A 15,081-nucleotide genomic window follows, 5' to 3' on the forward strand; every position below is an offset into this window, starting at 1 on the left:
TTGTCTCGCCTGCGCACCGAGATGGGGGTGACGAGATGAACGTGCACGAGTTCGCCGAACTGGCGGCGGGCCACGCGCTGCACGCGCTGTCGCCCGAGGATCAGCAGGCCTATGAGGTCGCTCTCGCCGCGCACCCGGAGTGGACCTCGATTGCGGATGCGGATGCCTCGACCGCCGCCAACCTCGCCGACGGGGTCGCCGAGGTCGCACCGCCCGCGCACGTCCGGCAGGCGCTCCTGGCGAGGATCGCTTCCGAGCCCGCCCCCGATGGGGAAACCCCCGTCGAAAACTCCGTGACCGGGGGAGAGCCCGCGCCGAACACCGAGGCGATCCAGACCGTCTCCCGGCGGCAGTGGACGCGGGGACTGCTCGCGCTCGCGGCATCCCTCGTCCTGCTCGTCGCGCTGGGCACCGGCGTCGCGATGATCGGCGACCGGCTCCACCAGCCGGCGGCGGTGGTGGCACAGAACGAGATCGAGTCGGCGCCGGACGCCCAGACGAGCACCGCAAAGGTGGAGGGCGGTGGGCACGCGACACTGAAATGGTCGGACGAGGTCGGCAAGGCCGTCGTCGTCACCGAGGGCGTCGCGGAACTGGACCCGGACCAGGCGTATGAGCTGTGGTTCGCGCGTGAGGGTGTCATGGTGTCGGCCGGGGTGTTCACGACGGACGCGGACGGCTCTGCGACCACGCTGCTGAACGCGCCGATCCAGGAGGGCGACGAGGCGGTGGCGATCACCATCGAAGAAGAAGGCGGATCGCCGACCGGCGAGCCGACGTCCGACCCGATCACGACGCTCCCGACCGCGTAGGGGAGGCATCGGGTATCGTTCGGGCCGTGGCATCCGCTCCGCAGTCCCCACAGACCCTCGTGCACCTTCGTCGCGCGCGGGATCTGATGGACCGCGACTACGCCCAGCCGCTCGACGTGCCCACCATGGCCAGGCACGCCCTCATGTCCCCCGCGCACTTCTCCCGTGAGTTCAAGACCGCCTACGGCGAGACGCCGTACGCCTACCTCATGACCCGTCGCATCGAGCGCGCCATGGCGCTGCTGCGCGCGGGCGCGTCGGTGACGGATGCCTGCACCGCCGTCGGCGCGACCTCGCTGGGGTCGTTCAGCTCGACGTTCACCGAGCTCGTCGGCGAGACCCCGACCTCGTATCGCTCGCGGTCGCACGAGGCGGCAGAAGCGATGCCCGCCTGCATAGCCAAGCTGCTCACCCGACCCACCCGATTCGGCTAGTACGGTATCTGGGTTGAGCTCTGACCGAGAGGCACAGTCGTGACGGACCATCATCCGGACATCAGCGACGCCATTGTGGTGTTCCTCAAGAACTACCCAGGAAAGAACGACGAGGAGTTCGAGGCCAGGTTCGGCACGGAGGCAGCTCGTGAGGCAGTTCGCGCGACTCTGGACGAGACCTCGAGGATCCGGATCGACTGGGCCGACAAGTCGCTCACCGACGCAGGGGAGGCGATCGAGAAGGTGATGCACGAGAGGCACCCTGAGTTGTCGGCCGCTGCGCTCGAGAAACTCTCGAACTACTTCACCTACCTCGTCAAATGATGGCCCTCCGCGGTCAGGTGAAAGGAACTCCATGACGGGCAATGTCACCGCCGATCTCCTCCGCGCCCTCATCGACAACATGGAAGATCCAGTCGTCGACGGGGACGGCTGGGAGTCGCTGGCGATCATCCTGGAGTTCCCCGACGGCGCGTTCAACGCGGCGCATGGATACCTCTATTCGCCCGATGGTGAGATAACGGCCGTGGCCTCGGACCCGTGGGCTGTAGCGCCCGCGGTGAAGGCGTATACCGACAGCTACTACACGCCCGGTGCGAACCTGCCGCGGAAGGCTCTCGTGCAGCTCAACCGCACGACGGGCAAGTACAGAGTGACTTTCGAGGAGACTGACGAGGCGCGTTGGAAGGTGACCCCGCGAAACTTCAGGCAACTCCGTGAGGAGTTGCGTCCCGATTTCGATTGACCGGTCCGCGCGACATCGAGCAGGATCGGATAAGCGTCATCCCGCGCCCCGTCCTAGCGTGGGAGGCATGTCGAAGATCTCATTGCGCTACTGCCCCATCACCGTCGACGACGTCGACGCCGCCCTCGCCTTCTACCGCGACGCCCTCGGTCTCGAGCCCCACGGTGACTTCGCCAACGATGGGTTCCGGTGGGTGACCCTGGGCTTCCCTGGACAGCCCGGCCTGGAGGTCGTGCTGTCCGAGCCCGGCGCCGGGCGGGGGCCCGACGACGCCGACGCGCTCCATCGACTCCTCGCCAAGGGCTCGCTGCCCGGTCCGCTCGTCTTCACGACGGACGACCTCGACGCGACGTTCGAGCGGGTGCGTGCCAGCGGTGCCGAGGTGCTGCAGGAGCCCATTGACCAGGATTGGGGTCCCCGCGACTGCGCCTTCCGCGACCCGGCGGGCAACCACATCCGCATCAACCAGGTGTGACCGCGCGGCACGCGGTGGGGGATCGACCCATGTGCCTGCCCTGGATGGTGCCGACGCCGGATCGCGCGCGGGTGCTCGTCACCGCGGGTAGCCTGGAAGCGATGAGCGACGATTCGAGGGACTTCCACAAGCCCGTACGGCGGCCAGCCGAGGTGTTCGACCGCCTGTTCGCGGCCGAGGATCCCGCCGAAGTCTCGCGCGTCGCCCATTCGACAGCGCATGCGCTGCTGGCCCGGGTGCGTCAGGATCCGACCGGCGAAGTGCTCGACCGCCTTGTCTCGTTCACCGATGAGCACGGCATCGATGACCTCGCCGAACTGTGGTCGCGGTCACCCGCGCGCACGCTGCCGGGCGCGCTCTGGCGCCTCTATCTGATTCAGCTCATGATCCACGACGACCCCCGCACCGCCGCACTGCTCTACGAGCGCGGGCGGATCGCGCTCGACTCCGTCGATCCGGTGATCGCCGGCGCGCCGGTTCCCGCCGGGCCCGACGAGCTCATCGCGCTCGTCGACATGATCCTGCGCGGCCTGTTCGAAGGCGACTTCGCGATCGCGCTCGAGCGCGCTGCGGCGTTCTGCCGCGTGCAGGCGTCCGGTGCGACGCACGTCGCCGACGACTACGAGGCAACCGAGCCGGAGCGGGCATCGACCCTCACCACCCGAGCGCTGCGCCTCACCGACTACGCGGGCGACCTCGCCGCGTGCGCCGCGCTGTGGCGAYGGGATGCGCTGGCCTGATCCGGGCCTGCGTCGCCTGGGCAGAGAAGTGCCGGGCCGCAGAACGCCTCTCGGCGCGAGGCCGCTCTCGGCGGCAAAAGATGGAGCCCGGGGTTACTGCGGCCCGGCTGTTCCAGTGTAACGGAGCCGCGTGGCGGGGCATTCCCGTCGGGCTAGGCTCGTGCAATGACCTGGCGCTTCGCCCTCATGATCGACCCCGCGGCATCCGACGATCCCCGCTCCGACTTCGGCGAGACCTTCACCTCCGTCGATCCCACGACGCCGGCGCTGAGCGTCGGCGAGCTGAGCACGCAGCGCGGTGACGGGATCTTCGAGTCGATCGGCGTCGTCGACGGTCACCCGCAGGAGGTGTCGGCGCACCTCGATCGCCTCGCGCACTCGGCGCAGCTGTGCGACCTGCCGATCCCCAACGCCGAGCAGTGGCGGCAGGCGGTGGTCCATGCGGCGGCGAACTGTCCCGCCGAGGGTGAGGGTGTGATCAAGCTGATCCTCAGCCGGGGTGTCGAGCACGGTCCGACGCCGACTGCGTGGGTCACGGCCGCGCAGGCTGCGGACTTCCGGGAGGCGCGGGAGCGCGGCATCCGTGTCGTCACCCTCGATCGCGGGTACGACAGTGCGGCGCCCGCGCGCGCGCCGTGGCTGCTGCTGGGGGCCAAGACCCTGTCGTACGCGGTGAACATGGCGGCGATCCGCGAGGCGCACCGCCGCGGCGCCGATGACGCGATCTTCGTGTCGTCAGACGGCATGGTGCTCGAGGCACCCACGGCCTCGGTCATCCTGCGCTTCGGCGACCGTTTCGTAACCCCGGAGCCGGCCGGCGCGATCCTGCACGGCACGACGCAGGTGAGCCTGTTCGAGCGCCTCGCTGCGCTCGGCCACGAGACCGCCTACGACGCCGTCCCGGTCGACGCGCTGGGCAGAGCGGATGCCGCGTGGCTGGTGTCGAGCGTCCGGCTCGCGGCTCCGATCACCGCTGTGGACGGCGCCCCGGTGCCCCTGGACGCCCCGCTCACGGCCGACTTCAACCGCTACCTCTTGAGCCCCCGCGACTGACCCCACAAGGTGACGAGCCGATACGTGCCCGACGAGCCGGTACGGTCCACACCGTGGATTTCGTCACAGCTCGTGCGGAACGTATCGGCTCGCGGGGGGAGTCGGGCTCGGGCCGCGGTCTAGCCGAAGCGGCCGGAGACGTAGTCCTCGGTGGCCTGCACGGTGGGGGAGGTGAAGATCGACTTGGTGTCGTTGTACTCGATGAGCTTGCCCGGCTTGCCGGTGCCGGCGATGTTGAAGAACGCCGTGCGGTCGGACACGCGCGAGGCCTGCTGCATGTTGTGCGTGACGATGACGATCGTGTAGTCCTGCTTGAGCTCTTCGATCAGCTCCTCGATCGCGTATGTCGAGATCGGGTCGAGGGCCGAGCAGGGCTCGTCCATCAGCAGCACCTGCGGCGACACGGCGATCGCGCGCGCGATGCAGAGGCGCTGCTGCTGGCCGCCTGACAGTCCGGAGCCGGGCTTGTCGAGACGGTCCTTGACCTCATTCCAGAGGTTCGCACCCTGGAGCGACTTCTCGACGAGAGCATCGGCATCCGATCGCGAGATGCGGCTGTTGTTGAGCTTGACGCCCGCGAGCACGTTCTCTTTGATCGACATCGTCGGGAACGGGTTCGGGCGCTGGAAGACCATGCCGACCTGGCGACGAACGAGCACCGGGTCGACGCCAGGGCCGTACAGGTTGTCGCCGTCGAGGAGGACTTCACCCTCGACGCGCGCGCCCGGGATCACTTCGTGCATGCGGTTCAGGGTGCGCAGGAAGGTCGACTTGCCGCAGCCGGAGGGTCCGATGAAGGCCGTGACGCTGCGCGGCTCGATGGAGAGGGAGACGCCCTCGACGGCGAGGAAGCCGCCGTAGTAGACGTGGAGGTCGTTGACTTCGATGCTCTTGGACAAGGTCTCGTTCTTTCGGGTGGAGGAGGTCAGCGGCCGGTCTTGGGGGAGAACACCTTCGCCACGATGCGCGCGACGAGGTTCAGGACCATGACGATCAGGATCAGAGTCAGGGCACCGGCCCAGGCACGATCCAGGTAGGCCTCCGGCGGGATGCCCTGGTTCGCGTACTCGGTGTACGTGAACACGGGCAGCGTCTGCATGCGGCCGTCGAAGAGGTCGTAGTTCATGCTGTTGGTGAATCCGGCCGTGATCAGCAGCGGCGCCGTCTCGCCGATGACTCGGGAGATCGACAGCATGACACCGGTCGTGATGCCCGCGATCGAGGTGGGCAGCACGATTTTGACGACGGTCAGCCACTTCGGAACGCCCAGGGCGTACGAGGCTTCGCGCAGCTCGTTGGGCACGAGCCGCAGCATCTCCTCGGTTGACCGGACGACGACGGGGATCATCAGCACGGAGAGGGCGATCGAGCCCATGATGCCCATGCGGATGCCGGGGCCGAAGAAGAGGGCGAAGAGCGCATACGCGAACAGGCCGGCGACGATCGACGGGATGCCGGTCATGACGTCGACGAGGAAGGTGATGCCGCGGGCGACGCGCTTGCCCTCGCCGTACTCGACGAGATAGATCGCCGCCATGAGCCCGATCGGGATCGAGATGACGGCCGCGGCGCCGGTGATGAGCACGGTGCCGACGATGGCGTGGAGCGCGCCACCGCCCTCGCCGACCACGTTGCGCATCGAGGAGGAGAAGAACAGCGCATCGAAGCGTGCGATGCCGTTGGCGACGACCGTGAAGGCCACCGAAACGAGCGGAACCATCGCGATGATGAACGCCGATGCGACGACCCCCGTGACCAGACGGTCAACGGCCTTGCGGCGGCTCTCGACGATGGTCGAGATCGTGAAGATCAGGACCAGATAGAGGATGCCCGCGGCGACGAGCCAGCCGGCGACGTTGAGGGGCTCCCCGGCGCCGGCCGCGACGATCGCGAACACGGCGAGCATGGATGCGAGGGCAGCCGCGACCAATGCCCACACCGCCCAGCCGGGGAGGCGGCCAGTCGTGAGCTTGAGCGGCTGCGGCGCGCTGCGCTGCTGCGGTGGCGTGGCGGTGATGGTCATCAGTTGGCCCCCGAGAATTCCTTGCGGCGATTGACGATCAGCCGTGCGACGAAGTTGACCGCGAAGGTCACGACGAACAGGATGAGGCCGGTCGCGATGAGGACGTTGATGTTGGTTCCGAACGCCTCGGGGAAGGTCAGGGCGATGTTCGCCGCGATCGTCGAGGGGTTCGTGGAAGTGAACAGCTGCAGCGTGACGGTTCCCGTCGCCGAGAGGACCATCGCGACGGCCATCGTCTCGCCGAGGGCGCGGCCGAGGCCGAGCATCGAGGCCGAGACGATGCCGCTGCGACCGAAGGGAAGGACGGCCATGCGGATCATCTCCCAGCGGGTCGCGCCGAGTGCGAGGGCGGCTTCCTCGTGGAGGACGGGGGTCTGCAGGAAGATCTCACGGCAGATCGCGGTGATGATCGGCACGACCATGACGGCGAGGACGATCGCGGCGGTGAAGATCGTGCGTCCGGTCGCCGATACGGGACCGGCGAAGAGCGGGAACCACCCCAGGTTGGTGGTGAGCCACGCGTAGACCGGCTGCACGGCCGGTGCCAGGACAAGGATGCCCCAGAGGCCGAAGACGACCGACGGCACGGCGGCGAGGAGGTCGACGACATAGCCGAGGGCCTGCGCGATCCGGCGGGGTGCGTAGTGGCTGATGAAGAGGGCGACGCCGAGCGACAGCGGAATCGCCATGATGAGGGCGAGCAGGGCCGCCCAGATCGTGCCGAAGAGCAGCGGCCAGACGTAGTCCCAGAAGTTCGTGGTGAGGAGGGATGCCTCCGCAGGCGTCGCGCCGACGGCGGGCAGCGACTGGATGATGAGGAAGATCGCCACGGCGGCGAGCGTCACGAGGATCATCGAGCCGGCGGCCAGGGCGGTGCCCGAGAACCACAGATCTCCGGGCCGCTGCTTGGCCGGGATCTTCGTCGCGGCGGGGGCGGCTGTCATCTCATCCGTTCTTGTCACGTGAATCATACGATCCGGGCTTCAGCCCCGGACAGGTCGCTGACGACGTGTCCGGGGCTGAAGCGGAGGGACTACTTGATCGCGTCGACCGCGGACTGCGCCTGCGCGGCGAGGTCCGAGGAGATGGGCGCGCTGCCCGCGTTGTCGGCTGCGGCCTGCTGGCCGGCCTCGCTGATCGCGGTGGTGAAGAAGCCCTTCACGAGCGCGGCCTGGTCGGCGTCCTGGTACTCGACGCAGCCGATGAGGTAGCTCACGAGCACGACGGGGTAAGCGCCGGCCTCGGTGGTGGTGCGGTCGAGGGCGAAAGCGAGGTCGGTCGCCGCGCGTCCCTCTTCGAGCTTCGAGGCGTCCAGAGCGATCGCGGCACCCTCAGCAGAAGGCTCGACCCACTCGGAGCCCACCTGGACGTTCACGGCGCTCAGGTCGGCGGTCTGCGAGTGGTCGGCGTAGCCGATCGCGCCGTTGCCGGCCTTGATGGCGTTGACGACACCCGAGGTGCCCTGCGCCGCTTCGCCGGCCGCGAGCGGCCACTCCTCGACCGATCCGAACGTCCACACGTCCGTCGCCGTCTTGGCGAGGTAGTCGGTGAAGTTCGCTGTCGTGCCCGACTTGTCGGAGCGGTGCACGGGCGTGATGGCGAGGTCGGGGAGCGTGACGCCGTCGTTCGTGGCGGCGATCGCGGGGTCGTTCCAGTTGGTGATCGTGCCGGCGAAGATGCCGGCGATCGTGGCCGGGTCGAGGTTGAGGGAGTCGACGCCCTCGAGGTTGAACGCGATCGCGATCGGCGAGACGTAGGCGGGGATCTCGACGAGGTCAGAGCCCTCGACGCACGCGTCGAACGGGCCGGCGGCGATCTCGTCGACCTTGAACGCACGGTCGGACCCTGCGAACGACACGGCGCCGGACTGGAACGACTCACGGCCGGTGCCGGAGCCCTGCGGGTCGTAGTTGACGGTGACGTCGGGGTTGGCGGTCTGGAACTCGGCGGTCCAGGCCTGGACGGCGACCTGCTGCGAGGTCGCGCCAGATCCGTTGAGGGTGCCGGTGAGGGCGGGGCCGGCGCTCTCGGAGGGGGTCGAGGTGCCCTCTTCGTTCGAGGCGCAGCCGGCGAGCGTGAGGACTGCGATGGCAGCAACAGCGCCCACCTGGGCGATGCGAGAGATCTTCACTGTGGATCCTTCGGGTGTCAGAGGGGAGAACCCGGTGCAGGGTTCGTCCTGAAGGTAAACAGCGACTGTGAAGCGTTTGGGCTGCGATGGTGAACGGAAGGTGAACGAGCCCCGGCCGCCTGACCCGGTCGATTGCGGCCCGGCCCTATCGTGGAGATATGTCCAAGACCTCGAAAGTCCAGCGCAAGGCCCTCGACGCACTCGAGGACGCCGCCGCGGCCGCCCACTTCGCGAAGAAGACAGCGAAGAAGCTGCCCGCCAAGCCCGCGAAGAAGCTTCGTGAATTCGCGAAGGACGCGAAAGCCGCGTCGGATGCCTCGAAGAAGGCGGTGCGCAACCACCCCAAGAAGATCGCGAAGCGCGCGGAGAAGGCTGCCGATCGCGCGCTGACCGCCACCCAGGATGCCCTGGCGAAGGTCGAGTCGAAGGCTGCGGCCAAGGCTCGCGCGCAGCAGAAGGCAGCGGCCAAGAAGGCCGAGTCCGGCGCAGCGAAGAAGGCGAAGGCGGCTGCCGCACAGCCCGCCAAGCCCGTCGCGGCCGCGAAGCCTGCTGAGCCGGCTGTCGCCGCGCCCGCTGAGCCGGCTCCCGCCGCCGCGCCGGCAAAGCGCGCTGTGACCAAGCGCACCGCTGCACGCAAGCCCGCCGCCGCGTCCGAAGACCTCGCGACCCTGACCGTCGCGGCGCTGCGCGAGCGCGCCCGCACCGAGGGTCGCACCGGCTACTCCCGCTTCACCAAGGCGCAGCTGATCGATCTCCTCTCCTGACGTGTCCGGCCCGCACAGCGCGCAGGGCGTGCTCGACCGTTCGGCACAGGCGCCGCGGCCGCGCACGCTCATCGACATCCTCCGGGAGACCACGGCGCGGCATCCGGAGGCGTCCGCGCTCGACGACGGCTCCGGGGCGCTCAGCTACCGGGAGCTGATGGCCCGCGTGGGCGCCACGGCCACCCGCCTGCACAACGCGGGCGTCCGCCGCGGCGACCGGGTGGGAGTGCGGGTGGTGTCCGGGTCGAAGCAGCTGTACCTGTCGATCCTCGGCGTGCTGGCGGCTGGCGCCGCGTACGTCCCGGTCGACGCCGATGACCCAGACGAGCGCGCGCGGCTGGTCTTCGGCGAGGCGAAGGTGCGCGGCGTGATCTCCGGCGACGGCCAGTATGTCCCGCGCGATGAGACGGAATCGGATGCCGCCTCCGCGCCGCTCTTCGATGGAGCGGCGCCGCACCCCAGCACGCACGCGATCGTCGTCGTGCCGCCCCCGACCGTCGACGACGACGCGTGGATCATCTTCACCTCAGGCTCGACCGGCGTGCCGAAGGGCGTCGCGGTGAGCCACCGCTCAGCCGCCGCCTTCGTAGATGCTGAATCACGCATATTCCTCCCGGAGGCGCCGCTCGGACCGGGTGACCGGGTGCTCGCGGGGCTGTCCGTGGCGTTCGATGCGTCGTGCGAGGAGATGTGGCTCGCCTGGGGCCACGGTGCGTGCCTCGTGCCCGCGCCGCGGTCGCTCGTGCGGTCGGGCGAGGATCTTGCCCCGTGGCTCATCCGGCAGTCGATCACGGTGGTCTCGACGGTCCCCACGCTGGCCGCGATGTGGCCGATCGCGGCGCTCGAGAATGTGCGACTCCTCATCTTCGGCGGCGAGGCCTGCCCGCCCGAGCTGGCCGCGCGGCTGGCGGCCGATGGCCGCGAAGTGTGGAACACCTATGGCCCCACCGAAGCGACGGTCGTGGCGTGCGCGGCCCCGCTCGATGGCTCGGTGCCGGTGCGCATCGGTCTCCCGCTCGATGGCTGGGCGCTCGCCATCGTCGACGCCGAGGGCCAGCAGGTCGCCGAGGGCGAGACCGGCGAGCTCATCATCGGCGGCGTCGGCCTCGCCCGCTACCTCGACCCCGCGAAAGACCTCGAGAAGTACGCGCCCATGCCGACGCTCGGCTGGGATCGCGCCTACCGGTCTGGCGATCTCGTGCGCTTCGACGCCGAAGGTCTCGTCTTCCAGGGTCGCGCCGACGATCAGGTCAAGGTGGGCGGACGCCGCATCGAACTCGGCGAGGTGGAGTCTGCATTGCAGGACCTGCCGGGTGTGACGGCCGCGGCTGCCGCCGTGCGCATGACCGACGCGGGGGTTCCCGTGCTCGTCGGCTACCTGGTGGTGGAGGGGGAGTTCGACCGATCCGGTGCGCGTGTCGCCCTCGCCACCACGCTGCCGGCCGCCGTGGTGCCACTCCTCGCCGTCGTCGACGAGCTCCCGGTGCGGACGTCCGGCAAAGTCGATCGTGCCGCGCTCCCGTGGCCGCTCCCCGGCATCGAGACGCCGGTCACCGGGCTCAGCCCCGCCGAAGCGTGGCTCGCCGAGCAGTGGCAGGCGGTGCTCGGTCTCGCGGTCCCCGACCGCAAGGCCGACTTCTTCGATCTCGGCGGCGGATCCCTCTCCGCCGCACAGCTGGTGTCGCGCATCCGTGTGCGGGTGCCCGAGTACTCGGTCGCCGACATCTACGACGTGCCGCGCCTCGGTGCGATGGCCAAGGCGCTCGGTCCGTTCCTGACCGACGACGACGCGCAGAACTTCCGTCGCCCCGAGCCGACGCCGCGCTCGACGCAGTGGGTGCAGTCGCTCGCCGCGGTGCCGCTCTTCATCCTCACCGGCGTCCGCTGGCTCATGTACATCCTGACCGCCGGCACGATCCTGCAGCTGTGGCCGGGCTTCGAGGCGCTGCCGTCCGCGCAGTGGTGGGTCCTGGCCATCGGACTTCTGCTGTTCGCGACGCCGTTCGGACGGATGTCGATCGCCGCCGGGTCCGCGCGTCTCCTGCTCGCCGGCCTGCGGCCGGGGGACTACCCCCGCGGCGGCACCGTGCACATGCGGCTCTGGCTCGCCGAGCAGATCTCCGACCAGATCGACGCGGTCGGCCTCGCCGGCGCACCATGGGTCACGTACTACGCCCGCGCGCTCGGCGCGAAGATCGGGCGCGATGTGAACATGCACACGCTTCCGCCGATCACCGGGATGCTGGAGGTCGGAGACGGCGCGTCCATCGAGCCCGAAGTCGACCTGAGCGGGTACTGGATCGACGGCGACCTGGTGCGCATCGGCCCCGTGCGGGTCGGCGCGGACGCGACCGTCGGCACCCGCAGCACCTTGGCCCCGGGCACCCGCATCGGCCAGCGTGCCGAGATCGCTCCCGGCTCGGCCGTGTTCGGCCGCGTGCGCGCCGATCAGTCCTGGGCCGGATCGCCCGCCGTGCGGGTGGGCGGCACCGACGGGGACTGGCCGGACTCGCGACCGCCCGTCGATCACCGGTGGGTGTGGGCCTATGCCGCCTCGGCTCTCGTGCTCGCCCTTCTTCCGATCGGCTCCTTCGCCGTCGGCGGCGTCGTCCTCGCCCTCGGGCTGCGCGGAGCGCCCGACCTGTGGGCTGCCCTGGGCGCGTCGTTCCTCTGGCTGATCCCGGCGACGCTCACCGTCGGGCTCGTGTACGCGATCGCCGTCGTGGGGCTCGTCCGGCTGATGTCGATCGGCCTGCAGGAAGGGACGCACCCGATCCGCAGCCGGATCGGCTGGCAGGCCTGGACCACCGAACGGCTGCTCGACTCCGCGCGCACGATCCTCTTCCCGCTGTACTCCAGTCTGTTCACACCCGTCTGGCTGCGGATGCTGGGAGCCAAGGTCGGACACGATGTCGAGGCATCCACCGTCCTGCTCATCCCGTCGATGGCAGAGATCGAAGACGGCGCCTTCCTTGCCGACGACACGATGGTCGCCTCCTACGAGCTGCACGGCGGGTGGATGCGGGTCGGCGCGGTGCGGATCGGCAAGCGGGCGTTCCTGGGCAACTCCGGGATGGCGGCGCCAGGCCATCGGGTGCCGCGCGACGGCCTGGTCGCGGTGCTGTCGTCGGCTCCGCTCAAGGCGAAGCCGGGGTCTTCCTGGCTCGGGTCGCCGGCCGTCCGGCTGCGCCGCCAGTCGGCGGAAGGCGACGAGAGCCGCACCTACGCACCGCCCGCCCGGCTGCGCATCGCGCGGGCGCTGTGGGAGCTCGGCCGGCTCCTGCCCGTGTTCGTGACCTGTGGAATCGGACTCCTCGTGCTGTTCGTGCTCGCGGGCATCGTCGACGCGGTCGGGCCGATCTGGGCGCTCCTGCTGTCCGGGCCGGTGATGCTCGTCACGAGCGTGGTCGCGGCAGCCATCTCGGTCGCGGCGAAGTGGATCATCGTCGGCCCGATCCGCGCGGGTGAGCAGCCGCTCTGGTCGAGCTTCGTGTGGCGCACCGAGGTGTCCGACACCTTCACCGAGATGGTCGCGGCACCGTGGTTCGCGCGCAGCGCCGCCGGGACGCCGGCGCTGGCCGTGTGGCTGCGAGCACTCGGCGCGCACATCGGACGCGGCGTGTGGTGCGACAGCTACTGGCTGCCCGAACCGGATCTCGTGACGCTCGGCGACGGCTCCACGGTCAACCGCGGGTGTGTGGTGCAGACCCACCTCTTCCACGATCGGATCATGAGCATGGACACCGTGGAGCTCGAAGCGGGGGCCACCCTCGGCCCGCACAGCGTCATCCTGCCCGCCGCCTCGATCGGCGCGCATGCGACCGTGGGCCCGGCGTCACTCGTCATGCGGGGTGAGACCGTCCCCGTGGGATCCCGCTGGAGCGGAAACCCGATCGGACCCTGGCGCGCGGTCAAGGTGCGCGCCTACCAGTCGACATCGTGAGACGCCACGACGACTACGCGCCGCAGAGCGGCGATCTGACCTTCGACGTCGAATCGTATGACCTCGATCTCACCTATCGCGTGCGCACCAACCGGCTCGAAGGGCGAGCGCTGATCAACGCCGTCGCCGCTGTCGAGACCCGTTCGGTCTCGCTCGATCTCGTGGGCCTGCGCGCGACGCGGGCGCGCATCGACGGCGACCCGCGCACCGGGATGCTCCAGGGCCCGCGCAAGCTCCGCATCACCCCGCCGCGCCCGCTCGCGGCGGGCGAGGCCTTCTCGATCGAGGTCGTCTACGGCGGCGCGCCCGCACCCCGGCGCTCGCGGTGGGGGCTGATCGGCTGGGAAGAGCTCGAGGACGGTGCTCTGGTCGCCGGCCAGCCGATCGGCGCCCCGACCTGGTTTCCCTGCAACGACCGCCCCGACGATCGCGCGCGCTACCGCATCGCCGTCACCGCCGACGAGGGCTACGCGGTCGCCGCCACCGGGGTACCCGGACCGATCACGCGCTCCCGCGGCCGGGTGCGGCGCGAGTTCACGGTGCAGACCCCGATGGCGACCTACCTGGCCGCCGTCCACGTCGGCCGCTATCAGGAGACCATGCTCGGCCGCGCGCGGATCGTGCACCCACCGGCGATCGCCACCGCTGTCACGCGGGCGTTCGGCGACGCACCGCGCATGATGGCGTTCTTCGAGGATGCCTTCGGCCCGTACCCGCAGGAGGAGTACACGATCGTCGTCACCGCCGATGCGCTGGAGATCCCCCTCGAGGCGCAGGGACTGGTGGTGTTCGGCTCGAATCATCTGGATGCCGCGTCCGAGCGTCTGATCGCCCACGAACTGGCGCATCAGTGGTTCGGCAACAGCGTCGGCATCGCGCGCTGGCACGACATCTGGCTCAACGAGGGTTTCGCCTGCTACGCGGAGTGGATGTGGTCGGAGGCGTCCGGAGGTCCGACGGCGGCGGCCCACGCGAAGAGCCAGTACGACCGGCTCCGCCGGCTTCCGCAGGACCTCATCCTCACCGACCCCGGGGCCGACACGATGTTCGACGACCGGGTCTACAAGCGCGGAGCACTCACTCTCGAGGCGCTGCGGAGGCGCATCGGCCGTGCGGCGTTCGCCGACCTGCTGCGCCGGTGGGTGGCCACGCAGCGCCACAGCCTCGTGACGACAGATGACTTCCGCGCCTGCGTCGAGGCGGCCACGGGCGAGACCCACGAGGATCTGCTCAGCGCGTGGCTGGACCGCGCTCCGCTTCCGGCGCTCGACGCGGCCGCACGGCGACGCTGACCAGGACCCCAGCAGGCCCGGCGGCGTCCCAGCCTGCGAAGGCGGTGCCACCCGGGACGACGGCATCCCACTCGCTCTGGTCCTCGCGCTCGCGCACGGTGACCTCGGCGGGCTCGACGCGCAGTCCCCTTCCATCCGCCTTGAGGGCCGCCTCCACCCGCGTCCAATCGCGCAGGGACGTGCGATCCTGACCGAGGATTCCACGCAGGCCGGCGGCATCCCGAGCCGTGTCGTGCTCGCGCTCCGCATCGATCCCGAAAGCGTCGAACAGATTGCCATCGGCGACCCCGACGACGGCGAGGGGTCTCGCGTAGGAGACGCTCGCCAACGTGTCGGCGCCCGCCACTCGCACCGGGCCGTGCGGGCCGCCGCATCGAGGGCACGGGTTGCTGAGCTCGACGCCATCGGGCAGCAGGCCCCGCAGCAGCCGCCAGGCGGTTTCGCGGCGCGGTTCGCCCGGCGGGACAGTCGCCCACGCAAGCTGCACGCCGGTCGCTGTCACACCTTCGGCTCGTGCGTCTCGATCGCCACGATCCCGGAGCCCGGATTCGTCGCCGACAGGTGCACCACCGAGAACGCTCCGGTGTCCAGCGCCGAGGCGCTCCCGAGATAGGAGCCGCGCAGGGTGCCGGTCGCCAGGGCCAGCTCGGTCAGGATCTCGGGGAGCTC

The 15,081-nt window shown here is 69.9% G+C and carries 15 protein-coding genes and 1 pseudogene; 10 read left to right on the forward strand and 6 right to left on the reverse strand.

The window, feature by feature from the left end:
- The 7 genes from AC1DVT_RS11115 to AC1DVT_RS11145 all read left to right on the forward strand — a co-directional run.
- The coding region (locus AC1DVT_RS11115) for an anti-sigma factor (RefSeq protein ID WP_477388921.1) at positions 1-812 on the forward strand (812 nt) is incomplete at its 5' end.
- An 86-nt stretch (positions 813-898) separates the two neighbouring features.
- Positions 899-1,246 carry a helix-turn-helix transcriptional regulator gene (locus tag AC1DVT_RS11120; protein ID WP_457099426.1) on the forward strand — a complete coding sequence of 116 codons (348 nt, stop codon included), beginning with the start codon at positions 899-901 and terminating at the stop codon, positions 1,244-1,246.
- Between the two features lie 39 nt (positions 1,247-1,285).
- The gene (locus tag AC1DVT_RS11125; protein WP_477388923.1) at positions 1,286-1,570 is read left to right on the forward strand and encodes a hypothetical protein; all 285 of its coding nucleotides are present in this window, start codon (positions 1,286-1,288) and stop codon (positions 1,568-1,570) included.
- Positions 1,571-1,601: 31 nt separating this feature from the next.
- Positions 1,602-1,991: a hypothetical protein gene (locus tag AC1DVT_RS11130; protein ID WP_477388925.1), complete on the forward strand. Its 390-nt coding sequence runs from the start codon at positions 1,602-1,604 to the stop codon at positions 1,989-1,991.
- 67 nt (positions 1,992-2,058) lie between these two features.
- On the forward strand, positions 2,059-2,466 hold the full coding sequence (locus tag AC1DVT_RS11135; RefSeq protein WP_457099263.1) for a VOC family protein: 408 nt from the start codon (positions 2,059-2,061) through the stop codon (positions 2,464-2,466).
- Positions 2,467-2,567: 101 nt separating this feature from the next.
- Positions 2,568-3,206, forward strand: a complete 639-nt coding sequence (locus AC1DVT_RS11140; protein WP_477388927.1) for a DNA-directed RNA polymerase subunit beta — start codon at positions 2,568-2,570, stop codon at positions 3,204-3,206.
- Between the two features lie 165 nt (positions 3,207-3,371).
- Complete coding sequence (locus AC1DVT_RS11145) at positions 3,372-4,259, forward strand: aminotransferase class IV (protein WP_477388929.1); 888 nt, start codon at positions 3,372-3,374, stop codon at positions 4,257-4,259.
- A gap of 119 nt (positions 4,260-4,378) precedes the next feature.
- Here the strand turns inward: AC1DVT_RS11145 and pstB are convergent, their stop codons facing one another.
- From pstB to pstS, 4 genes are all read right to left on the reverse strand, one after another.
- The gene (gene pstB / locus AC1DVT_RS11150) at positions 4,379-5,158 is read right to left on the reverse strand and encodes a phosphate ABC transporter ATP-binding protein PstB (RefSeq protein WP_477388931.1); all 780 of its coding nucleotides are present in this window, start codon (positions 5,156-5,158) and stop codon (positions 4,379-4,381) included.
- A gap of 26 nt (positions 5,159-5,184) precedes the next feature.
- Positions 5,185-6,282, reverse strand: a complete 1,098-nt coding sequence (gene pstA, locus AC1DVT_RS11155; protein ID WP_457099268.1) for a phosphate ABC transporter permease PstA — start codon at positions 6,280-6,282, stop codon at positions 5,185-5,187.
- Positions 6,282-7,226, reverse strand: coding sequence for a phosphate ABC transporter permease subunit PstC (pstC, locus tag AC1DVT_RS11160; protein WP_457099269.1), 945 nt, complete (start codon positions 7,224-7,226; stop codon positions 6,282-6,284). The genes pstA and pstC overlap by 1 nt, the downstream gene beginning before the upstream one ends.
- Before the next feature lie 89 nt (positions 7,227-7,315).
- The gene (gene pstS, locus AC1DVT_RS11165) at positions 7,316-8,413 is read right to left on the reverse strand and encodes a phosphate ABC transporter substrate-binding protein PstS (RefSeq protein ID WP_477388933.1); all 1,098 of its coding nucleotides are present in this window, start codon (positions 8,411-8,413) and stop codon (positions 7,316-7,318) included.
- A gap of 158 nt (positions 8,414-8,571) precedes the next feature.
- Between pstS and AC1DVT_RS11170 the strand changes: the two genes are divergently transcribed.
- The 3 genes from AC1DVT_RS11170 to AC1DVT_RS11180 are packed head-to-tail and all read left to right on the forward strand — an operon-like array spanning position 8,572 to position 14,412.
- Positions 8,572-9,177, forward strand: a complete 606-nt coding sequence (locus tag AC1DVT_RS11170) for a hypothetical protein (RefSeq protein ID WP_477388935.1) — start codon at positions 8,572-8,574, stop codon at positions 9,175-9,177.
- Between the two features lies 1 nt (position 9,178).
- On the forward strand, positions 9,179-13,120 hold the full coding sequence (locus AC1DVT_RS11175) for a Pls/PosA family non-ribosomal peptide synthetase (protein WP_477388937.1): 3,942 nt from the start codon (positions 9,179-9,181) through the stop codon (positions 13,118-13,120).
- Positions 13,117-14,412: a M1 family metallopeptidase gene (locus tag AC1DVT_RS11180; protein WP_477388939.1), complete on the forward strand. Its 1,296-nt coding sequence runs from the start codon at positions 13,117-13,119 to the stop codon at positions 14,410-14,412. The genes AC1DVT_RS11175 and AC1DVT_RS11180 overlap by 4 nt, the downstream gene beginning before the upstream one ends.
- On the opposite strand, the gene AC1DVT_RS11185 is transcribed toward AC1DVT_RS11180, so the two are convergent.
- Positions 14,351-14,914, reverse strand: a complete 564-nt coding sequence (locus AC1DVT_RS11185) for a 4'-phosphopantetheinyl transferase family protein (protein WP_477388941.1) — start codon at positions 14,912-14,914, stop codon at positions 14,351-14,353. The two genes, AC1DVT_RS11180 and AC1DVT_RS11185, sit on opposite strands and share 62 nt — an antisense overlap.
- Positions 14,911-15,081 (reverse strand): annotated as a pseudogene (locus AC1DVT_RS11190) (NUDIX hydrolase); the annotation flags it as partial. The pseudogene AC1DVT_RS11190 and the gene AC1DVT_RS11185, both read right to left, overlap by 4 nt.

The sequence above is a fragment of the Microbacterium sp. P2_F9 genome, assembly GCF_056403635.1.

What these genes read in the sequence shown, in the direction of transcription:
- AC1DVT_RS11135 (WP_457099263.1), top strand. Translation starts at nt 2,059, where the DNA reads ATGTCGAAGATCTCATTGCGCTACTGCCCCATCACCGTCGACGACGTC.
- pstC (WP_457099269.1), bottom strand. Translation starts at nt 7,226, where the DNA reads ATGACAGCCGCCCCCGCCGCGACGAAGATCCCGGCCAAGCAGCGGCCC.
- pstA (WP_457099268.1), bottom strand. Translation starts at nt 6,282, where the DNA reads ATGACCATCACCGCCACGCCACCGCAGCAGCGCAGCGCGCCGCAGCCG.
- AC1DVT_RS11145 (WP_477388929.1), top strand. Translation starts at nt 3,372, where the DNA reads ATGACCTGGCGCTTCGCCCTCATGATCGACCCCGCGGCATCCGACGAT.
- AC1DVT_RS11120 (WP_457099426.1), top strand. Translation starts at nt 899, where the DNA reads ATGGACCGCGACTACGCCCAGCCGCTCGACGTGCCCACCATGGCCAGG.
- AC1DVT_RS11130 (WP_477388925.1), top strand. Translation starts at nt 1,602, where the DNA reads ATGACGGGCAATGTCACCGCCGATCTCCTCCGCGCCCTCATCGACAAC.
- AC1DVT_RS11170 (WP_477388935.1), top strand. Translation starts at nt 8,572, where the DNA reads ATGTCCAAGACCTCGAAAGTCCAGCGCAAGGCCCTCGACGCACTCGAG.